The following is a 21433-nucleotide window of genomic DNA, read 5'->3' on the forward strand; positions in this document are numbered from 1 at the left end:
CGTCCCTGTGTGGATTGGGGCGGGAGCCTGCCATGAGTCTGCATGAAACCTTCGGCCAGCCATTGCTGACCTTCCCGGACGCGGAAAAGAGTCCGCTGAGTATTCGCGCCAAAGCTCTGGTGTTTGTCGACCCACGCTCACGCCAACTGCGCGAAGAGCTGGAAAGCCTCGCACCACGTGCCTTGCCTGTGCTGATTCGCGGCGAGACCGGTAGCGGTAAAGAACTGCTGGCACGGCATATCCACCGTGGCAGTGACCGTACTGGCCTGTTTGTCTCGGTCAATTGTGGCGCAATCAGCCCCACCTATGCCGATGCCGAGTTGTTTGGCTATGCCGCCGGCAGCCACAGTGGCGCGGCCAGTAGCCGCGCGGGCTGGTTTGGCTCGGCCAATGGCGGCACCTTGTATCTGGATGAAATTGGTGACTTGTCGCTGCCGATCCAGGTGAAATTGCTCGCGGCCCTGGAGAACCACGAAGTCACCCGTGTCGGTGCCCAACAGCCCAGCCCGGTGGATGTGCGCCTGGTGGCCGCCACCAGTATCGACCTGGCCCAGGCCGTGGCCGTGGGCAAGTTTCACGAGCGTCTGTTCCATTATTTGAGTGAGGGCCGGTTGGACCTGCCGGCGTTGCGCGAGCGGGTGGGGGATATCTTGTCCCTGGCCGAATATTTCCTCGGCATCTACAGCCAGCGCCTGGACCTGCCGGTGCCACTGATCAGCGACGCCGCCCAGCAGGTGCTGGAACACCACACTTGGCCGGGTAACACCCGCGAACTGGAAAACGTCATTCACTTTGCCTTGCTGGTGAGCAGCGGCGATGAAATCTTGCCCGAGCATTTGAACTTGCCAGCGGCGGGTTCGCCGCTGGAGCAAGTGCGACGAATTTTGGCCAGCGCCAGCCCGGCCGAGCAGGAATCGGTGCGTAAATTCCTGTATGAGCAAAATGGAATATCAACGTGAATAAAAGATATTGTTCGGGAATAAAAAATCTAGGTATTGTCCTTTCCACGCCGCGATAGCACTTCGCTGGCACCTCACATAAAAACGGTCGTTAGAAGGACATTGCATGAAAAAGGTTCTGTTGTTTACCGCTCTGGCGGCTGCCCTGACTGCTGGCTTTGCCCAGGCCAGCGAGAAACTGGTGGTGGCTGCTACGCCGATTCCCCACGCCGAAATCCTCGAGCTGATCAAGCCGACCCTGGCCAAGGAAGGTGTGGACCTGCAGATCAAAGTCTTTACCGACTACGTACAGCCAAACGTGCAAGTCGCTGAGAAACGCCTGGATGCCAACTATTTCCAGACCCTGCCATACCTGGAAAACTTCAACAAGGGTAAAGGCACCAATCTGATTACCGTGGTGGGCGTGCACGTTGAACCCTTCGGCGGCTACTCGAAAAAGATCAAGAAAATCGAAGATCTGAAAGATGGCGCCACCGTGGCGATTCCGAACGAAGGCTCCAACAGCGGCCGCGCCCTGTTGCTGCTGCAAAAGGCCGGTGTGATCACCCTCAAAGACCCGACCAACGCCCTGGCCACGCCGAAAGACATCGCCAGCAACCCGAAGAACCTGAAGTTCAAAGAGCTGGAATCGGCCCTGCTGCCACGGGTGCTGGACCAGGTTGACCTCGACCTGATCAACACCAACTACGCCCTGGAAGCTGGCCTGAACCCGGCCAAGGACGCGTTGATCATCGAAGACGCCAAATCACCTTACGTAAACTTCCTGGTGGCCCGCCCGGACAACAAGGACAGCGATGCTATCCAGAAGTTGGCCAAGGCCCTGACCAGCCCGGAAGTCAAAGCTTTCATCGAGAAGAAGTACAACGGCGCGGTGGTGCCAGCGTTCTGATGTAAGCCAAAACCCCCTTTAAGGTTTCAACGCCGACGGCTACTACAGCGTCGGCGTTTTTTTATCTGAAATACAGTCAAAACTGTGCGATTGCTCGTTCCCACGCTCCGCGTGGGAACGTCTCCTGTGACGCTCTGCGTCACGACTTTAGAGCGGACGCAGAGCGTCCTGGGCTGCATTCCCACGCAGAGCGTGGGAATGATCGACAGCTCCCGCAGGGGTTAGGTTTTTGGGTGATATCAATATGCTATTTTGGTATTTAAATTTTGATTTTTATACCTTTAAAGTTCGCGCTAGCTGACGTTATCCACGTCGGCACGGACTGCGCTCGCGGCATTACCCATGCGGCGATATGGACTGCACATGACCTTCGATTTCGCTTTTATCCTCAGCACCCTGCCGGCGTTTCTCAAGGCCGTGGGTGTGACGCTGCAAGTCGGCCTGATCGCCATTGCCACGTCCTTGCTGGTGGCGCTGATCAACGCTGCGCTGCTGGTGTTTCGTACGCCTTACCTGTCGCGCCTGGTGGCGCTCTATGTGGAGCTGGCACGTAACACGCCGCTGTTGATCCAACTGTTCTTCGTCTACTTCGCGCTGCCGGCCCTGGGTTTCAATATTTCCGGGTTCTGGGCGGCGATCATCACCATGACCTTTCTGGGCGGCGCCTATCTCACCGAGGTGCTGCGCGCTGGTGTGGAAGCGGTGCCGCTGGCGCAAATCGAGTCGGGCAAGTCCATTGGCCTGTCCGATTGGCAGCTGTTGCGCCATGTGATCCTGCCCCAGGCCGGCATCCTCAGCCTGCCGGCGCTGTTCGCCAATTTCATCTTTCTGCTCAAGGAAACCACGGTGGTTTCCGCCGTGGCGGTGCCGGAAATTCTCTACACCACCAAGAGCTACATCGCCCTCTACTACAAAACCTACGAAATGCTCGCTGTGCTGACGCTGATTTGCGTGCTGCTGTTCCTGCCGTTGTCGCTGTTGCTCAGCCGCCTGGAAAGGAGGCTCCAGCATGGCCAGTTCGGGTCTTGAGTTGCTGTGGGTGTCGTTGCCGCAACTGGGCAAGGGCGCTGCGCAAACCCTGTCGATTTCGTTTTTGAGCATCGCCTTCAGTACGGTGGGCGGCGTGCTCTACGGCGTGCTGCGCACTTTGAATAACAAAGCGATCAACGGCGTGCTGCGGGTCTACCTGGAACTGTTCCGCGCCATTCCGGTACTGGTGTGGTTGTACCTGCTGTTTTTTGGCGTGCCGATCTTCTTCGGCCTGAGCATCCCCAGTTTCTGGTGCGCGGTGCTGGTGCTGTCGTTGTGGGGCGCCAGCGAGGTGGGCGAAGTGGTGCGTGGCGCGTTGCATTCGCTGCCCCGTGGCCAGCGCGAAGCGGGCTTGTCGATTGGCCTGTCCGGCCCACAGTTGTACGGCTATGTACTGCTGCCCCAGGCCCTCAAGCGCATGACGCCGCCGACCATCAATGTGTACACGCGCATCATCAAGACCAGCTCCCTGGCGGTGCTGATCGGCGTGGTGGATGTGATCAAGGTCGGCCAGCAAATCATCGAGCGCACCTACGAGTCGGTATTGATCTACGGTGCGCTGTTCCTGTTTTTCTTCTTTATCTGCTACCCGTTGTCGGCCGCCTCCAAGGTGCTGGAACGGCGCTGGGCCCAAGCATGAGTGCATTGATCGAGTTCCAGGGTTTCAACAAATTCTTCGGCGAGGCGCAGGTGCTCAAGGGCATCGACCTGAGCGTGCAGCGCGGCGAAGTGGTGGTGATCCTCGGCCCCAGCGGCTGTGGCAAAAGCACCTTGCTGCGTTGTTTGAACGGGTTGGAAGTGGCACACAGCGGCAGTCTGCGGTTCGCCGGCAAAGAGCTGCTGGATAAAACCACCGACTGGCGCCAGGTACGCCAGGACATCGGCATGGTGTTCCAGAGCTACCACCTGTTCCCGCACATGAGCGTGCTCGACAACATCCTGCTCGGCCCGCTCAAAGTGCAAAAGCGCGACCCCCGGGAGGCCCGTGAGCAGGCGGAAAAATTGCTGGAGCGCGTGGGCCTTGCCGACAAGCGCGACGCCTTCCCACGCCAGCTTTCCGGCGGCCAGCAGCAACGCATCGCCATCGTCCGCTCGTTGTGCATGAACCCCCAGGTCATGCTGTTTGACGAAGTCACCGCGGCCCTCGACCCGGAGATGGTCAAGGAAGTGCTGGAAGTGATCCAGGACCTGGCCCGCGATGGCATGACCCTGCTGATCGTTACCCACGAAATGGCCTTCGCCCGCGCCGTCGCCGACCGCGTGGTGTTCATGGAGGCCGGTCGCATCCTCGAACACAACACCCCCGAGGCATTCTTTACGAACCCGCAGACCGCGCGCGCGCAGCAGTTCCTGGAGAAGTTCTCCTTTGTTTCAACACTGCCCAAAAAGATCAAGGAACTGGAGCTGATATGAAAAAGTTACTGCTGCCACTGTTTGCCGTCGCCTTGCTGGCCGGCTGCGATAAAAAGGCCGAAGAGCCGGTAAAACCCGCGGCTGTGAGCTACATCGACAAAATCAAAGCGCGGGACAAGCTGATTGTCGGCGTGTTTACCGACAAGCCGCCATTCGGTTTTGTGGACGAAGCGGGTCGTTATGTCGGCTTCGATACCGACATCGGCCGTCAATTCGCCAAGGACCTGTTGGGCGACGAAAACAAGGTGGAATTTGTCGCCGTGGAACCGGCCAGCCGCATTCCCTTCCTGCAAAGCGACAAGGTCGACCTGATTCTCGCCAACATGACCGTGACGCCTGAACGCAAGGACGCGGTGGACTTCACCAACCCCAACCTGAAAGTCGCGGTGCAGGCTCTGGTGCCGAATGACAGCGCCGTCAAAAGCCTGGCTGACCTGGCAACCCGCACGACCATCGTCACCACCGGCACCACGGCGGATATCTGGCTGACCAAGAACCATCCGGACTGGAAGCTGCTCAAGTTCGAGAAGAACTCCGAGTCGCTGCAAGCTCTGTCGGCCGGGCGTGGTGATGCCTATGCCCAGGACAACCTGGTGCTGTTCAGCTGGGCCAAGCAGAACCCGGGTTACCGCGTGCTGGAAGAGAAGCTGGGTGATGAAGCGCCGATTGCCCCGGCGGTGAAGAAGGGCAATATCGAGTTGCGCGACTGGGTGAATGCCGAGCTGGCGAAGTTGGGGGAGGAGAAGTTTCTGCTCAAGCTTTATGACCAATATGTGCGAAAAGAACTGAGCGATGACACCAAGCCTGAGAGTGTGATTGTCGAAGGCGGTAAGTGGCAGGGCTGATTGATCACCCCGTCCTTGTAGGAGCGAGCTTGCTCGCGAAGAACGCACAGGCAACGCGGGCTAGCAGATAGCGCTGCGTTATCGTTGACGTTTTTCGCGAGCAAGCTCGCTCCTACTCCGGCCAATGCCACGCCGGCGCATCCAAAATGCCCTGCCCTACAATTCGCGTTTCCCCCATCACCTTCTCCAACACAATCGAGTTACACCCCTCATCCTGCTGCAACGCTGCAATCAAGCGGCTGGCATGGGACACCACCCACACCTGGCACTGCTTCGACGCCTGGATAATCAAGCGCGCCAGTGCCGGCAACAGGTCGGGATGCAGGCTGGTCTCCGGTTCGTTCAGCACCATCATGGTCGGCGGGCGTGGGGTCAGCAGTGCTGCGATCAGCAGCAGGTAGCGCAGGGTGCCGTCCGACAGCTCCGCCGCCGACAACGGGCGCAGTAAGCCTTCCTGATAGAACTCAATGGCAAAGCGTCCGCCCTGCAACGGTTCGATATGCAACCGTGCGCCGGGGAAGGCATCACTGACCGCGTGCTGCAACGCCTCGACATCGCCCACTTCGCGAATCGTCTGTAACGCGGCCGCCAAATCCCGACCGTCGTGATGCAGCACCGGCGTGCGCGTGCCTAATTGCGGCTGGCGTACCGGCGCATCCACATCGCTGCGAAAGTGATCATAAAAGCGCCAGCCACGGATGCTTTCGCGCAGCAGCAACACTTCCGGCGAACCGCGCAGGCTGCCGACCTGATCGAACAGGCTGTGATAGTTGGGCGTGTGTTGGGCCAGCACGTCCCAGGCGCGGCCATCACGGGCGCGTACCATCGGTCCCGAGCGCTGAACCAGGAGGCTGGCCGGACGGTAGAGAGGGCCGGCCCAGATACATTCCTTTTTAATCTCCGGGTCCAGTTTGAACTCGCTGCCGGGAACCGGGATGGGCATGCCCAGGGAGATGGCGTAGCTGAAGTCCTCTCCGGCAAAGCCCAGGCGCAAGCGTTTGACGCCTTGGGCGACCACGGCCTCCACCGGTACTTCGCCGCTGCGCATACGCCGGGTGATGGTTTCCGGCCCGGCCCAGAATGTGGAATCCAGCCCGCCTTCGCGGGCCAGCGCATTGATCACCCCGCCCTGGGCAGTTTCGGCCAGCAGGCGCAGGGCGCGATACAGGTTGGACTTGCCGCTGCCATTGGGCCCTGTCACCAGGTTCAGCCGGTCCAGGGGCACCACCAATTTGTTGATCGAGCGGTAATTGGCCACCGCGAGGGTTTTAAGCATGTGTATTTAGTCAGCATGGGAACCATTGGAGTATGGGATCCTCCATGCAGATAAGGAACCCTGATCTAAGCTCACAGTCGCATACACACTTGAACGTCGGCATCACGCAAAAGGAGCCTGCATGGGCGGTCGCACCTCGACATTTATTTTCAGCCTTGGCCTCCTGGCGCTGCTCAGCGGCTGTGGCCAGGACAAAGCCGAGCCCAAGCAGCATTCGCGGGTGTTCGTGCAAACCGTGCAGTCGGCGGATTTTGCCGCGGCGGTGACGCTGACCGGTGATATCCAGGCGCGGGTGCAAACCGATCTGTCCTTTCGCGTGGGCGGCAAGATCATCCAGCGCATGGTCGACGTGGGCGACCGCGTCACAGCCAGGCAAGTCCTGGCCAAGCTCGACCCCAAGGACCTGCAAACCAACGTCGATTCGGCCCAGGCCCAGGTCGTGGCCGAACAGGCGCGGGTCAAGCAGACCGCCGCCGCCTTTGTGCGCCAGGAAAAACTCTTGCCCAAAGGCTATACCAGCCGCAGCGAATATGACGCCGCCCAGGCCGCGCTGCGCAGCAGCCAAAGTGCCCTGGCCGCTGCCCAGGCGCAGTTGGCCAATGCCCGCGAACAATTGGGCTACACCGCGTTGATCGCCGATGCCCCGGGGATCATCACGGCGCGCCAGGCCGAAGTCGGCCAAGTGGTACAGGCCACCGTGCCGATCTTCAGCCTCGCCCGCGATGGCGAACGTGACGCCGTGTTCAACGTGTATGAGTCCTTGCTGGTGGAGCCGCCGCCCGACGCGCCGATTACGGTGAGCCTGCTGGACAACCCGAGCATCAAGGCCGTGGGCAAAGTCCGTGAAGTCACGCCCGCCGTGGCCGCCAATACCGGCACCGTCCAAGTGAAGATCGCCCTGCAAAGCCTGCCCAAGGGCATGGAACTGGGGTCGGTGGTCAGCGCCACCGCCAATGGCCCGGCCAAGGCGAGCATCGAGCTGCCTTGGTCAGCGCTGACCAAAGACCTCAACGAGCCAGCCGTGTGGCTGGTGGACGGCGAAGGCAAGGCGCAGTTGCACAAGGTCACCGTGGCGCGCTACCTCACCGGCAAAGTGATCATCGGCGAGGGCCTCAAAGGCGGTGAAAAAGTCGTGATAGCCGGTGGGCAATTGCTGCACCCCGGCATGGTCGTCGAGATCGCCCAACCCGGAGCGCAGCCATGAAGCAATTGACGCTCATTGTCGCCGCCAGCCTGTTGCTGATGGCCTGCTCCAAGGAAGAGGCGCCGCCCGAACCCATACGCCCGGTGCTGTCCATGGAAGTGAAGGCTGAAGATCAGGAAAACCTCGGTCGTTTCGCCGGCACCATCCAGGCCCGCTATGAAAGCAACCTGGGTTTCCGTGTGCCGGGCCGCATCGCCCGTCGCGCTGTGGATGTCGGCGCCGAAGTGGAGAAGGGCGCCTTGCTCGCCGTGCTTGACCCCACCGACCAGCAGAACCAATTGCGCGCTGCCCAGGGCGACCTGGCGCGCGTACAGGCGCAGTTCATCAACGCCCAGGCCAACGCTCGGCGGCAACAGGAACTGTTCAACCGTGGTGTGGGTGCCCAGGCTCAATTGGATGTGGCCCAGACCGACCTGAAAACCACCCAGGCGACCCTCGACCAGGCCCGTGCTTCGGTCAACCAGGCCAAGGATCAGCTCAACTACGCCGAACTGCGTACCGACCATGCCGGTATCGTCACCGCCTGGAATGCCGAAGCCGGCCAGGTGGTCAGCGCCGGCCAGCAGGTAGTGACCCTGGCCCGTCCGGACATCAAGGAAGCGGTGATCGACCTGCCCGCCGGCCTGGCTGAACGCTTGCCTGCCGATGTGGTGTTCCTGGTCGCTGGTCAACTGGACCCCAGCGTGCACACCACTGCCGTGGTGCGTGAGATCGAGCCTCAGGCCCAAAGCGCCACGCGCACCCGTCGCGCACGCCTGAGCCTGGCCGAAACCCCGCCGGCGTTCCGCCTGGGCACGGCAATCAGCGTGACTTTGAGCACCGCCATCGCCCCGCGTATCGAACTGCCCCTGAGCGCCTTGCAGGAAGTCGACGGCAAGACCCGTATCTGGCTGCTCGACACGCAGAGCCAAACCGTGCAACCCCGCGAGGTCACGGTTATCAGCCGTGATGCTCACAGCGCCTTGCTCAATGGCAGCGTCAAACCCGGCGAGCGCATTGTCACCGCCGGCGTGAACAGCCTGAAATCCGGGCAAAAAGTCAAAATCGACGAGGACAGCCCGCGATGAAAGGGAGCTTCAACTTATCCGACTGGGCCCTCAAGCATCAGTCCTTCGTCTGGTACCTGATGTTCGTCGCGCTGCTGATGGGCGTGTTCTCGTACATGAACCTGGGCCGTGAAGAAGACCCGTCGTTCACCATCAAGACCATGGTGATCCAGACCCGCTGGCCGGGCGCGACCCAGGAAGAAACCCTCAAGCAGGTCACCGACCGCATCGAGAAAAAACTCGAGGAACTCGACTCCCTCGACTACGTGAAAAGTTACACCCGGCCCGGCGAGTCCACAGTGTTCGTGTTCCTCAAGGACACCACCAGTGCCAAGGCCATCCCGGAGATCTGGTACCAGGTTCGCAAGAAGATCGACGACATCCGCGGCACCTTCCCCCAGGGTTTGCAGGGGCCGTCGTTCAACGATGAATTCGGTGACGTGTTCGGCTCGGTGTATGCCTTTACCGGCGATGGCCTGTCGATGCGTCAGCTGCGTGATTACGTGGAGCAGGTGCGCGCCGAAATCCGTTCGGTACCGGGGCTGGGCAAGGTCGAAATGATCGGCCAGCAGGACGAAGTGATCTACCTGAATTTCTCCACGCGCAAACTCGCGGCCCTGGGGATTGATCAGCGCCAGGTCGTGCAAAGCCTGCAATCGCAGAATGCGGTAACGCCGGCCGGGGTGATCGAGGCTGGGCCGGAGCGGATTTCGGTGCGCACCTCCGGGCAGTTCGCCTCGGAGAAAGACCTGGCCAACGTCAACCTGCGCCTCAATGACCGTTTCTACCGGCTGGCGGATATTGCCGACATCAGCCGTGGCTATGTGGACCCGGCGCGGCCGATGTTTCGCTTCAACGGCAAGCCAGCGATTGGCTTGGCCATCGCCATGCAGAAGGGCGGCAATATCCAGTCGTTCGGCAAGGCCCTGCACGGGCGCATGGACGAGCTGACCGCCGACCTGCCGGTGGGCGTCGGCGTGCACAAGGTGTCCGACCAGGCCGAAGTGGTGGAAGAAGCCGTCGGCGGGTTTACCAGCGCGTTGTTCGAGGCGGTGATCATCGTGCTGGTGGTGAGCTTTATCAGCCTCGGCATGCGCGCCGGGTTGGTAGTGGCGTGCTCGATTCCGTTGGTGCTGGCGCTGGTGTTCGTGTTCATGGAATACAGCGGCATCACCATGCAGCGCGTGTCGCTGGGCGCATTGATCATCGCCCTCGGCCTTCTGGTGGATGACGCGATGATCACCGTGGAGATGATGATCACGCGCCTGGAAAAAGGCGAAACCAAGGAACAGGCGGCGACATACGCCTATACCTCCACGGCCTTCCCGATGCTCACAGGCACGCTGGTGACCGTGGCCGGCTTCGTGCCGATTGGCCTCAACGCCAGTTCGGCGGGCGAGTACACCTTTACCTTGTTCGCGGTGATTGCCGTGGCGATGCTGGTGTCGTGGGTGGTGGCGGTGCTGTTTGCGCCGGTGATCGGCGTGCATATCCTCAGCGCCAATGTGAAACCGCACAACGCCGAGCCGGGGCGCATTGGCCGTGCCTTCAATGGCGGCATGCTGTGGGCCATGCGCAACCGTTGGTGGGCGATTGGTATCACCGTGGCGCTGTTCGTGGCCTCGGTGTTTTCCATGCAATTTGTGCAGAACCAGTTCTTCCCGTCGTCGGACCGTCCGGAAATTCTCGTCGACCTGAACCTGCCGCAAAACGCCTCGATCAACGAGACGCGCAAGGCGGTAGACCGCCTCGAAGCGATCATCAAGGACGACCCCGATATCGCCCGTTGGAGCACCTACATCGGCCAGGGCGCGATCCGTTTCTACCTGCCGCTGGACCAGCAGTTGGAAAACCCCTACTACGCGCAACTGGTGATTGTGAGCAAGGGCCTGGAAGAGCGTGGCGCCCTGATCGCCCGCCTGCAACAACGCTTGCGCGATGATTTTGTCGGTATCGGCAGCTACGTGCAGCCGCTGGAAATGGGCCCGCCGGTAGGGCGGCCGATCCAGTACCGCGTGTCCGGCAAAGACATCGACCAGGTGCGCAAACACGCCATTGAACTGGCGACCTTGCTGGATCAGAACACCCACCTGGGCGAGATCATCTACGACTGGAACGAGCCGGGCAAAGTGCTGCGCGTCGACATCGCCCAAGACAAGGCGCGGCAACTGGGGCTTTCGTCGGAAGACGTGGCGCAGTTGATGAACAGCGTGGTCAGCGGCGCGGCGGTGACCCAGGTGCACGACGATATCTACCTGATCAACGTGGTCGGCCGCGCCGAGGATGCCGAGCGCGGTACGCCGGAAACCTTGCAGAACCTGCAGATCGTCACGCCCAACGGCACCTCGATTCCACTGCTGGCGTTCGCCACCGTGCGTTACGAGCTGGAGCAGCCGCTGGTCTGGCGTCGTGACCGCAAGCCGACGATTACCATCAAGGCCGCGGTGCGCGATGAGATGCAGCCGACCGACCTGGTCAAGCAATTGGCGCCGACCATCGAGAAATTCAGCGAAGGCTTGCCGGTGGGCTATAAAGTCGCCACCGGTGGCACTGTGGAAGAAAGTGGCAAGGCTCAGGGACCTATCGCCAAGGTAGTGCCGTTGATGCTGTTCCTGATGGCCACCTTCCTGATGATCCAGTTGCACAGCGTGCAGAAGATGTTCCTGGTAGCCAGCGTCGCGCCACTGGGGCTGATCGGCGTGGTGCTGGCGTTGATCCCCACGGGAACGCCCATGGGCTTTGTGGCGATCCTGGGGATCCTGGCGCTGATCGGCATCATCATCCGCAACTCGGTGATTCTGGTCACACAGATCCACGAGTACGAAGAGGCCGGCTACACGCCGTGGGATGCGGTGGTGGAAGCCACCGAACACCGGCGTCGACCGATTCTGCTGACGGCTGCGGCGGCGAGCCTGGGCATGATACCGATTGCACGAGAGGTGTTCTGGGGGCCGATGGCCTACGCGATGATTGGCGGGATCATCATTGCGACGTTGCTGACGTTGCTGTTTCTGCCGGCGCTGTATGTGGCCTGGTACAAGATCCGCGAGCCGAAACAGGAACATCAGCCACAACAGGATTAATTCTGTAGGAGCGAGCTTGCTCGCGAAAAACGTCAACGATAACGCGTGCTTCCTGAGTAAACGCGGCGCCTGTGAGTTTTTCGCGAGCAAGCTCGCTCCTACAAAAGAGCCTTAACTGACTGAGGCTGTGTGAAGCTTCTGAAAAATCCCGACGTCGTCCTGGCGGACCCTTGCATGTTGTACCCTCTGGTCCTCATTCCAAACCCAGGTCGGTCCTCATGCAGTGCCTGCGTTTCACCTTGCTGTTTTGCGCGTTGCTCCTTGCACCGCCTGCCTTCGCCGCCACCGTACTGGAAAACGCCTTTTGGCGCGTCGAACTCGACCCCGCCACCCTGGCGCTGCGCGTGACACCCGCAGGCCAGGCTTCGGTGCAGGCATCCAGCGGTGTGGCCGCGCATGCCGTCAGCCAATTGCAGAACACGCCTGACCAAGCCACTTGGCAATGGGACAACGGCGCCTATCGCCTGAGCGCCCGCCTGCAACAGCGTGACCTGGCCCTGACCATCAACGCCCGCGAGCCCGGTGAACTGGCCCTGCTGCGCCAGCCTGCCGAGGCCGTGGGGCGAGGGTTGATCTGGCCCTTGGCCGAGGGGCATTACGTGCCTGCCGGCAATGCCATCTGGAAGACGTTTCTGCTGGAGCGGGGTGAGTTCAATACCACCCAGGACCTGAGCCTGCCGCTGTGGGGCGTGGATCACGGTGGCTTCACGTTGAACTGGCTGTTGACCAACCCCTACAACAACCGCCTGCAATGGCAAGCCGACGGCAACGGCCTGGCCCTCTCCGCGGCCCATGAATTCACCTCGCTGGCGCCTGATGCGCCGATGACGCTGCGGCTGTACCTGGGCGATGCCGACCCATTGGCTGGCGCCAAGCGCTACCGCCAGTGGCTGGTGGAGCAGGGCCGCTATGAACCGTTGGCGGACAAGCTGCGGCAAACACCCGAAGCCCAGAAGCTGCTGGGCGCCAGCCATGTGTACCTCTGGGACAACGGCCTGCTGGCTCTGGGCGATGTGCGTGATTGGCCAACATTGATCAAACGGCTGCGCAGCCATGAACTCAAGACGCTGATGGACAAAGAGAGCGCACAGCTGCTGGCGCAGTCCACTCCCTTGAATCGCTATGAGCAAACCGTGCTGCTGCGCGGTCTCAACGCGGCGATCAACACCAAGGCCCGGCAGGCCTGGCAGGTGGAAGAGCCCGACATGACCCGCCTTGCCGCCCGCTATGGTGAGCTGCGCAGTGAACTGGCCGTGGACTTTGCGGGGGCCTTGAGTGACAGCCCGCAAACCTGGGGCAGTAGCACGATTCAAACCCTGCGCGACGCCGGGCTGCAGCGTCTTCTGCTGACCTTGGGGGAAGGTTGGGAGGGTGGCCTCTGGCATCCCGAAGCGATTCGCGCGGGGGTGGAAGCCGGTTTTCTGATGGCGCCTTACGACTCCTATGAAACGGCCCTGTCCGCCACCGAAAACCCCGATTGGACCACTGCCCACTTGGGCGCCAAGGCCTATCGCGACTGCGCGATCGTGTTGAAAGACGGCAAGCTGAAAACCGGTTTCCAGAAGTCCGGCCATTACACCGACCCGCGGTGTGTCCGGCCGCTGCTGGAGGCGCGGGTGAAGGCGGTACACGCCAAGGCTGGCTTCAATGCCTGGTTTCTCGATGCTTACGCCACCAGCATGCTGTTCGACAGCTATCGCAGCAACGCCAGCATGACCCAGGCACAAAACGCCGAAGGCAATATCGACGCCTCCCGCTGGATCAACACCGTGCCGAAGCTGGTCACAGGCTCCGAAGACGGTAACGCGATCACCGCCCAGGGCATCCTGTTTGCCCACGGCATGCAGACCCCGGTGATCGGCTGGGGTGACCGCGAGATGACCCATGACCCGCAGTCGCCGTACTTCGTAGGCAACTGGTACCCCACGGAGCAACCGGCGGTGTTCTTCAAATCGGTGCCGTTGAAGGAGCCGTTTCGCACGCTGTATTTCGAACCGACGATGCGCCTGCCGTTGTATCAGGCGGTGTTCCACGGCTCGGTGATCACCACCCATCATTGGCTGTTCGACAGCCTCAAACTGAGCAATGTGCAGGGCGACAATGAACTGACCCAACTGCTCTACAACGTGCCGCCGCTGTACCACCTCAGTGCTGCGACGCTCAAGGCGCGGCTGCCGATTATTCAGCGCCAGGACCGCTTCTTCCGGCCGTTGCACCAGCGCTTGGCGACCCAGGAAATGACTGGTTTCCGTTGGCTGACGGTGGACAAACAGCTGCAGCAAACCACCTTCGCCGATGGGACGCGGCTGGTGGCGAATTTCTCGGCGGTGGAAAAACAGGGGTATGCCGGGCGCAGTGTGACGGTGCTTGTGGAGGGGGAGGAGCCGGTGGTGTATCAGGTGAAATAACGCTGCCCGTTACGGCGCCATCGCGGGCAAGCCCGCTCCCACAGGGGAATGCATTCCAAAGGTGGGAGCTGGCTTGCCTGCGATGAGGCAGGTACAGGCGATGCAGTACTAAAGTTTACGCCACACACTCGCCAACCAAGGCTGCTGTTCCCGCGGCAACCCGGCCGGCCGGTAGTAATGCTCCAGCTCTTCAAACCCTGCCGCGTTCAGCAAGGCCTGCCACGCCTGCAGGTCGTGATAAGAGCCATACCGCGGCCCACTCCAGCCCTCTTGGTTCTCACCCCGAGGGTTGGAGCTGAACAGCACGCCCCCAGGCTTCAACGCGCCGTGCAGCTCTTTGAGCACTCGGGGCAACTCCTGCTTGGGAATATGAAACAGCACCGCATTGGCAAACACCCCATCGAAGCGTTCGGCGGGCAGGTCCAGCTTGAGAAAGTCCTGCTGCAACACCTCACAGCCACTGTCTTCGCGGGCCATCTGCGCAAAACGCTCGGAGCCATCCAGGCCCACGGCGATATGCCCCATGCGCGTAAACGTCTGCAAATCCCGCCCTGGCCCACAGCCGAAATCCAGCACGGTGAACGGCGGCGTGCCCTGGATATGCCGCAACAGCGCGTCGATGTTCTGGCTCACATCGTGATCGCGGGTGCCTTCACGGAAGTCTTCGGCCACCTTGTTGTAGTGGCCCAGGGTGGTGGAGGTGATCTGGTTGAGGTCGTCGGGAGCAAGTTTCATGGCATGGCGCACGGCTGCGGCTGAGGTAGGGGGACTATACCCCGGCCCATTCATCAGTTGAAAACCGTGTATCCGCTGTAGGGCGCTTCACGGCGGTCGCAGTGCGCGCATCCGACAGACCGCCACGGGAAATTGTGGGTAAGATTCGGCCCTCATTTGCAGAGGGCTACACATCCATGGAAGAGGAAAAATGTTCACCCGTTGGCAACGACACCGCACCGAACAAGGTCGACCAATACGCCACGAGATTGAGCAATGGGCTGTTCTGGCTCAATGAGCGTGCCTGGCCGCTGACGGTGGGGATTCTCTCGGTGGCAGGCCTGTACCTGTACCAGTACATCCAGATGGAAAAGGTGCCGCTGAGTATCTTGTCGGCGTCGGCGTTCACCGCATTGCCAGCGATGTTCGCCATGTTGGTATTTGTGATCGGCATGATGGGTGCATCGATCCTGGTGCCCACGTTCATCTTATTCACGCGCCTGAACGGCACCGGTGTGCGCCTGAGTGATCAACTCAATCTCAGCCCGCAGTCGCCGCAAGAGACGGCCCAGCACAGGAGGTTACTGGGACATTGGGCGGCCAGCCTGTTGGTGATGTTTGTGTTCTGGATGTCCGCCGTATACCTGTCCGTGAACGCCGAAAGTGGGCTTTTGCTGACGCTCAGTTGGATCGTGGCGATCATGGCGGCGGTAGTGGCCTATGTCGGCATCATCATTCGTGCGCGCCCCGCCGATGTTGCCCTGCGTGAGTTGTCCGGCGAGTTCTGGCTGGCCAGTGCTGGCGCCGGGGTCGTTCAAATGGTGGTCATTCTGATGGTGACGGTGCCGGTCTCCCGCGCCTTCAGCGAGTACTCCGACAGCGCCGTGTTCTTTGCGCCGTTCATGGCCGCCGAAATGGCCGTGCTGTTCCTGATCCAGGGGAGCGCCGCCTGCTTGGTGGTGCGCATGCGCGTCCAGAAAAACCCGGTGGCGTTCGCCTCATTGGTGGCCTTTGCGCTCATCGTTTTACTCGGGCTGATCCCGGCGAGCGGGGCCAAGTTGGGTGGCCTGCCGCTGCAAGGCTCCGCCTCGGGAGGGCGTGTTTGTACCTTGATGACCTGGGCGGCAGAGGCCAAGGTCCCCGGCGCGCTGGTAGACGCCGACAACCCCAAGCGCAGCGTAAAACTGCGAGTGATGGCCGACTCGGATGGCAGCTACATCGTGCGGCCCTGGCAGGCCAAGGAAAAAACCATCACCTTCGTGCCCCGTGCCAGCGTTGCCCAATTGGATGAGTGCCCGTGACGTCAGCGCTTGTTCAATACCCGCGCCAATCGGTCCCCGCTCAGCTGGATCACCGCTACCAGCACCACCAGCAGCACAATCACCGTGAGCATGATCTGCGTATCGAAGCGCTGGTAGCCATAGCGGTAGGCAATATCGCCCAGGCCACCGGCGCCGATCGCCCCGGCCATGGCCGATGAGTTGATCATGGTCACCAGGGTGATGGTGAAGCCGCCGACGATGCCGGGTAACGCCTCTGGCAACAGCACATGCCAGATGATGTGCCAGCGGCGGCAACCCATGGCCTGCGCGGCTTCGATCAGGCCATGGTCGACCTCGCGCAGGCTGACTTCGGCGATGCGTGCAAAGAACGGTGTGGCGGCGATGGTTAGCGGTACCACTGCCGCCCAGACGCCATAGGTGGTGCCGACGATCAGGCGCGTGAACGGGATGAGCGCCACCATCAGGATCAGAAACGGAATGGAGCGGAACAGATTCACGAACGCTCCCAGCACGCGGTTAAGGGCCGGTGCCTGGTAGATGCCGCCCTTGTCGCTGGTGACCAGGAAGACCGCCAGCGGAATGCCCACCAGCAGCGCGATCAGCGATGACACCCCCACCATCAACAAGGTGTCGATGGCGCCCTGCACTAAACGATCAAACCACATAGCCCAGCACCTCCACCTGTTGTGCCCAATTGGCCGCGCGTTTGCGCAGTTCTTCGGCGTTGTGCGGCGATCCATTCACCGCCAGCAGCAGTTGCCCCAAGGCATGCCCCTGGATGCGTTCCACGCCGCCTTGCAGTAAACGCACACGGCCGCCGAGGGCACTGAACAGTGCCGCGAGGTCTGGCTCCAGGGTGTCGCTGCCGGCGAACTGCAGGCGCAGCACCAGTGCGGCGTCGGCCGAGGCGGGCGTGGGTTGCAGGCGGCTTTGCAACTCTGGCGGCAAGCCGTGTTGCAGCGGTGCGAGCAGGGTCTTGCTGACCTCATGTTGCGGATCGCCAAACACCTGCCACACCGGGCCCTGCTCGACGATACGCCCGTGCTCCAGCACCACCACGCGGTCGCAGATGTCGCGGATCACCGCCATCTCATGGGTGATCAGCACGATGGTCAGGCCCAGGCGCTGGTTGATCTCGCGCAGCAGGCCAAGGATCGACTGGGTGGTTTCCGGGTCGAGGGCCGAGGTGGCTTCGTCGCACAGCAGAATCTCGGGGTCGTGCACCAGCGCGCGGGCGATGCCGACGCGCTGTTTCTGCCCGCCGGACAGCTGCGCCGGGTACGCCTTGTGTTTGTCTTGCAGGCCTACCAGCTCCAGCAGTTCATGCACCTTTCGTGCGCGTTGTGCCTGGGGTACACCGGCGACCTTGAGCGGCAACTCGACGTTCTGCCACACGGTCTTGGCCGACATCAGGTTGAAGTGCTGGAAGATCATGCCGATGCGTCGCCGCAGCGCCACCAGGTGGTCTTCATCGAAGCTGCCGATGTCCACCTGGTCGATCAGCACCCGTCCGCTGCTGGGTTGTTCCAGGCGGTTGATGGTGCGGATCAGCGATGACTTGCCGGCGCCGCTGCGGCCGATGATGCCGAACACTTCGCCACGCTGGATCGCCAGGTCAATGCCTTGCAGCGCATGCACCGTGCCGTCATAGGTTTTGCCCAGGTTGATGAACCGCACATGGGCGCGGTTCAAGTCCGGGTGCAGTTCAGTCTGTTCGGCGTGGCTGGGCGCAGGGGCCAGATCGTGCAATCGGGCGTTGGCGGCACTCATGGTTTAGCTTCCCAACCGACCTGGTAGAGCTTGCCGAGGGACTTGTCCAAGGCCGCACGCACCACTGGCGAGTGTTGGTAGATATCGACGAACTTGATCACCCGTGGGTCGGTTTTGCTCTTGGGCTGGATGACGAACTGAATCACGTATTCCGGATGATCGAGGCCGTCGAACAACAGTGCCGACTCGGCATCGAAGGTCTTGGACAGGCGGATGTACGCCGGGTAGCCCTGCACCAGATCGGCGTCGTCATAGGCGCGCACCAGTTGTACCGCTTCCACTTGCAGGATCTTGATGTTTTTCGGGTTGGCGACGATGTCTTCTTCGGTGGCCTTGTAGCCCACACCCGGCTTGAGGGTGATCAGCCCGGCCTTGGCCAGCAGTTGCAGGCCGCGACCACTGTTGATCGGGTCGTTGGCAATCGCCACGCTGGCGCCTGCGGGCAGCTCGTTGAAGTTTTTGTACTTTTTCGAATACAGCCCGACGTTATTGATGATGCCTGGCGCATACGGCACCAGGTCAAACCCGGCGGCGGCCTTGGCGTTTTCCAGGAAGGGAATGTGCTGGAAGTAGTTCACGTCGATATCGCCGGCGGCGAGGCTGACGTTGGGCGCGATCCAGTCGGTGAACTCCACCAGTTCGACCTTCAGGCCCTGCTTGCCGGCCTCTTCTACGGCGGCTTCCAGCGGAATGGCGAAGGCAGCGGTGGTGCCGATTTTCAGCGGGGCGTCGGCGGCAAATACCGCCGAGCTGAATAAGCCGAAGGCCAGGGCCAGTGCTTTGACTGGGTGGTTTAGGAATGTCTTTTTCATAGTGGTTTTCCAGTCATAAGGTCTTAGGTAGCGAGATCGTTCCCACGCTCCGCGTGGTAATGCCGCCAGGGACGCTCCGCGTCCCACAAGCGAACGCAGAGCGTCCAAGAGGCATTCCCACGCGGAGCGTGGGAACGATCAAACAATGTGGCGGTAGGTAGAGCCGGTGTGTTGGTTGGGTAAGCGAGCCGTGTCGTGGAAGACTTTTTCCCGCAGCGTTCCCTGCGCATATTCCGTCTTGTACGAGCCCCGTCGTTGTAGCTCCGGTATCACCAGCTCAATGAAATCCACATAGCTCTCCGGCGTCACAATGCGCGTCAGGTTGAAACCATCCAGCCCGGTTTCACTGATCCAGGATTCCAGCTCATCGGCCACCTGTTCAGGCGAGCCCACCAGGGTGATATAGCGCCCGCCCAAGGCGTGCTGTTCAAGCAATTTGCGCCGGGTCCAGTCGTTGTTCTGCAGGTTCTGGGTGGCCGACTGGATCGCGTTGCTTTTGACATACTGGATCGGTTCGTCCAACGCGTACTGGGCAAAATCAATCCCGGTCGAGGCCGAGAAGTGCGCCACGCCGGCTTCCGCGCTGGCGTAGCTGAGGTACTCGGCGTGCTTGTTCCAGGCCAAAGCTTCAGTGGCGCCAACGATGACGTTCAGGCCCATGAACACCTTGATGTCGTCCGGGTTGCGCCCAGCCTCCACTGCGCTGGCGCGCACCTTGTCCACCTGGCGCTTGGTCGCGGCCTTGTTCTGCCCGCTGATAAACACGCACTCGGCATGCCGCCCGGCGAACAGCAAGCCGCGCTCGGAACTGCCGGCCTGGAACAGCACCGGCGTGCGCTGCGGCGAGGGCTCGCACAGGTGGTAACCCTCCACCTGATAGAACTCGCCGTGGTGCTCTACCTTGTGCACCTTGCCCGGTTGCGCATACACCCGCGCTTGGCGATCGTTGCGCACCGCGTCGTCTTCCCAGCTGCCTTCCCAGAGCTTGTACAACACCTGCAGGTATTCATCGGCCTGGTCGTAGCGCCGGTCATGCTCGACCTGTTCGGTAAGGCCCATGGCCTTGGCGGCGCTGTCGAGGTAGCCGGTGACAATGTTCCAACCCACCCGGCCACGGCTCAGGTGATCCAGCGTCGACATGCGCCGTGCGAACAGGTACGGCGGCTCATAGGTGAGGTTGGCGGTAAGGCCGAAGCCAAGGTGCTGGGTGACGGCGGCCATGGCCGACACCAGCAGCAGCGGGTCGTTGACCGGTAGCTGGATCGACTCCTTGAGGGGCACGTCAATGGAGTCCTGATAGACGTCATACACGCCGACGATATCAGCGATGAACAAACCGTCGAACAACCCGCGTTCAAGGATCTTCGCCAGTTCAGTCCAGTATTCGAGGGTCTTGTACTCGGTCGAGTTGTCTCGTGGATGAGCCCACAAACCGTGATTGATGTGCCCGATGCAGTTCATGTTGAAAGCATTGAGCAGGATCTTTTTTTTGCTCATCAGATGGTCCCCCGCAGCGGCGGGTTTTCATCGTTGAGGTAGTAGTTGCCAACCGCATGGTATTTCCAGCGCACCGGGTCGTGCAGGGTGTGCACCCGGGCGTTGCGCCAGTGGCGGTCCAGGCCGTGTTCGGCCAGGGTCGCCTGGCTGCCAGCCAGTTCGAACAGGGTGCTGCCGGCCGCCAGGGAGATCTCGGTGCTCAGAGCGCGTACTTCGGCAACGGCGATGGAGGCTGCGGCGACGGTCTGGGCATTGCTGTCGGCCTGGGCGCGGTCGAGGAATTCACCCGAGCGTTCCAGCAAGGCTTCGGCGGCGTGCAGCCGGCTGCTCAGGTGGCCGAAGCTCTTGAGTGTCAGCGGGTCTTCGGTGGCCTTGTCGTTGCCGGCGTCGATCCATGGGCGGGTCTTGGTGCGCACAAAATGCAAGGCGTCCTCAAAGGCCGCGCGGGCGATGCCGGTGTCGATGGCTGCGTGGAGGATCTGCGCCAGCGGGCCGACGGTGGTCGGGCGTTCGAAAGCGCTCTGGAACGGCACCACGTCTTGCGCCGCGACCCACACGTTGTCGAACACTACCGAGCCGCTGCCGGTAGTGCGCTGGCCGAAGCCGCTCCAGTCGTCGATCACCGTCAGTCCCTCGCTGTCACGCGGTACGAAGGCCAGTTGCTGCACGCCATTTGCATCCACCACCGAAGTGGGGACGCGCTGGGCGTAGATCGCGCCGGTGGCGTAGAACTTGCGCCCGTTGATGCGAAAACCGTCGCCGTCGCGGGTGAGGCTGGTAATGCGGTCGTGGGCGGTCTTGGTGCCCAGCTCCGCCAAGGCGTTGCCAAAGCGTTGGCCGGCCAACACCTCGGCGTACAGGCGTTGCTGCTGTTCGGGGCTGCCGTTCACGCGCAGTACTTCGAGGGCATAGAAATGGTTTTGCGGAATCTGGCCCAACGAGCCATCGGCCTGGGCGATCAATGCGATGACCTTGGCCAGGGTGACGTTGGACACGCCCGCGCCGCCGTAGGCCTTGGGCACGCTGATGCCCCACAGGCCAGAGCGGGAAAACACGTCCAGTTCAGGCAATGGCAGGCGGCGTTCGCGGTCGCGCTGGGCGCTGTCGCGGCGCAAGTCTTCAGCAAGATCGCTGGCGACAATAAGCGCTTGTTCGTCGCTGGTGATGACCGCGACGGAGTGAGAAAGGGTCATGAGTTTCTCCAG

General features: G+C 61.5%; 18 protein-coding genes. 11 read left to right on the forward strand and 7 right to left on the reverse strand.

The genetic code is table 11. The features are described 5' to 3' along the window. Window positions 1-32 precede the first annotated feature (32 nt). From JFT58_RS08600 to JFT58_RS08625, 6 genes are all read left to right on the forward strand, one after another. Window positions 33-959 carry a sigma 54-interacting transcriptional regulator gene (locus JFT58_RS08600; RefSeq protein ID WP_198834369.1) on the forward strand — a complete coding sequence of 309 codons (927 nt, stop codon included), beginning with the start codon at window positions 33-35 and terminating at the stop codon, window positions 957-959. Window positions 960-1065: 106 nt separating this feature from the next. Then, on the forward strand, window positions 1066-1848 hold the full coding sequence (locus JFT58_RS08605; RefSeq protein WP_034125470.1) for a MetQ/NlpA family ABC transporter substrate-binding protein: 783 nt from the start codon (window positions 1066-1068) through the stop codon (window positions 1846-1848). A 363-nt stretch (window positions 1849-2211) separates the two neighbouring features. Next, a complete protein-coding gene (locus JFT58_RS08610; RefSeq protein WP_003187615.1) occupies window positions 2212-2877 on the forward strand; it encodes an amino acid ABC transporter permease in 666 nt (221 codons plus the stop codon). Continuing rightward, window positions 2858-3517, forward strand: a complete 660-nt coding sequence (locus tag JFT58_RS08615) for an amino acid ABC transporter permease (protein WP_034125471.1) — start codon at window positions 2858-2860, stop codon at window positions 3515-3517. Before JFT58_RS08610 ends, JFT58_RS08615 begins: the two co-directional genes overlap by 20 nt. Next, window positions 3514-4290, forward strand: a complete 777-nt coding sequence (locus tag JFT58_RS08620; protein ID WP_034125472.1) for an amino acid ABC transporter ATP-binding protein — start codon at window positions 3514-3516, stop codon at window positions 4288-4290. Before JFT58_RS08615 ends, JFT58_RS08620 begins: the two co-directional genes overlap by 4 nt. Beyond that, the gene (locus tag JFT58_RS08625; protein ID WP_054896672.1) at window positions 4287-5135 is read left to right on the forward strand and encodes a transporter substrate-binding domain-containing protein; all 849 of its coding nucleotides are present in this window, start codon (window positions 4287-4289) and stop codon (window positions 5133-5135) included. Before JFT58_RS08620 ends, JFT58_RS08625 begins: the two co-directional genes overlap by 4 nt. A gap of 112 nt (window positions 5136-5247) precedes the next feature. Here the strand turns inward: JFT58_RS08625 and JFT58_RS08630 are convergent, their stop codons facing one another. Further along, window positions 5248-6411, reverse strand: a complete 1164-nt coding sequence (locus JFT58_RS08630) for an AAA family ATPase (protein ID WP_054896671.1) — start codon at window positions 6409-6411, stop codon at window positions 5248-5250. 121 nt (window positions 6412-6532) lie between these two features. Here JFT58_RS08630 and JFT58_RS08635 point away from each other — a divergent pair, with 121 nt between their 5' ends. The 4 genes from JFT58_RS08635 to JFT58_RS08650 all read left to right on the forward strand — a co-directional run bounded on the left by JFT58_RS08635 (window position 6533) and on the right by JFT58_RS08650 (window position 14152). Continuing rightward, complete coding sequence (locus JFT58_RS08635) at window positions 6533-7615, forward strand: efflux RND transporter periplasmic adaptor subunit (protein WP_020302227.1); 1083 nt, start codon at window positions 6533-6535, stop codon at window positions 7613-7615. After that, window positions 7612-8682: an efflux RND transporter periplasmic adaptor subunit gene (locus JFT58_RS08640; RefSeq protein ID WP_060765832.1), complete on the forward strand. Its 1071-nt coding sequence runs from the start codon at window positions 7612-7614 to the stop codon at window positions 8680-8682. The genes JFT58_RS08635 and JFT58_RS08640 overlap by 4 nt, the downstream gene beginning before the upstream one ends. Beyond that, a complete protein-coding gene (locus JFT58_RS08645; protein WP_032894148.1) occupies window positions 8679-11744 on the forward strand; it encodes an efflux RND transporter permease subunit in 3066 nt (1021 codons plus the stop codon). The genes JFT58_RS08640 and JFT58_RS08645 overlap by 4 nt, the downstream gene beginning before the upstream one ends. Before the next feature lie 218 nt (window positions 11745-11962). Beyond that, window positions 11963-14152, forward strand: coding sequence for a glycoside hydrolase (locus tag JFT58_RS08650; RefSeq protein WP_054896669.1), 2190 nt, complete (start codon window positions 11963-11965; stop codon window positions 14150-14152). Between the two features lie 108 nt (window positions 14153-14260). On the opposite strand, the gene JFT58_RS08655 is transcribed toward JFT58_RS08650, so the two are convergent. Next, window positions 14261-14887, reverse strand: a complete 627-nt coding sequence (locus tag JFT58_RS08655) for a class I SAM-dependent methyltransferase (protein ID WP_054896668.1) — start codon at window positions 14885-14887, stop codon at window positions 14261-14263. Between the two features lie 176 nt (window positions 14888-15063). Between JFT58_RS08655 and JFT58_RS08660 the strand changes: the two genes are divergently transcribed. Next, a complete protein-coding gene (locus JFT58_RS08660) occupies window positions 15064-16167 on the forward strand; it encodes a hypothetical protein (RefSeq protein WP_054896667.1) in 1104 nt (367 codons plus the stop codon). A gap of 2 nt (window positions 16168-16169) precedes the next feature. Here the strand turns inward: JFT58_RS08660 and JFT58_RS08665 are convergent, their stop codons facing one another. From JFT58_RS08665 to JFT58_RS08685, 5 genes are all read right to left on the reverse strand, one after another. Continuing rightward, window positions 16170-16814, reverse strand: coding sequence for a methionine ABC transporter permease (locus JFT58_RS08665; protein WP_003187635.1), 645 nt, complete (start codon window positions 16812-16814; stop codon window positions 16170-16172). After that, window positions 16804-17919 (reverse strand): methionine ABC transporter ATP-binding protein, encoded by a 1116-nt coding sequence (locus JFT58_RS08670; protein WP_054896666.1) that lies wholly within the window; start codon window positions 17917-17919, stop codon window positions 16804-16806. Before JFT58_RS08670 ends, JFT58_RS08665 begins: the two co-directional genes overlap by 11 nt. Then, entirely contained in the window at window positions 17916-18731 is an 816-nt protein-coding gene (locus JFT58_RS08675; protein WP_054896665.1) for a MetQ/NlpA family ABC transporter substrate-binding protein, read from the reverse strand. The genes JFT58_RS08670 and JFT58_RS08675 overlap by 4 nt, the downstream gene beginning before the upstream one ends. A 138-nt stretch (window positions 18732-18869) precedes the next feature. Next, window positions 18870-20228 carry an LLM class flavin-dependent oxidoreductase gene (locus JFT58_RS08680; RefSeq protein ID WP_054896664.1) on the reverse strand — a complete coding sequence of 453 codons (1359 nt, stop codon included), beginning with the start codon at window positions 20226-20228 and terminating at the stop codon, window positions 18870-18872. After that, window positions 20228-21421, reverse strand: coding sequence for an SfnB family sulfur acquisition oxidoreductase (locus JFT58_RS08685; RefSeq protein WP_054896663.1), 1194 nt, complete (start codon window positions 21419-21421; stop codon window positions 20228-20230). The genes JFT58_RS08680 and JFT58_RS08685 overlap by 1 nt, the downstream gene beginning before the upstream one ends. Window positions 21422-21433 lie beyond the last annotated feature (12 nt).

Source organism: Pseudomonas sp. MF6767 (assembly GCF_016405475.1).
Classification (GTDB): domain Bacteria; phylum Pseudomonadota; class Gammaproteobacteria; order Pseudomonadales; family Pseudomonadaceae; genus Aquipseudomonas; species Aquipseudomonas paracarnis.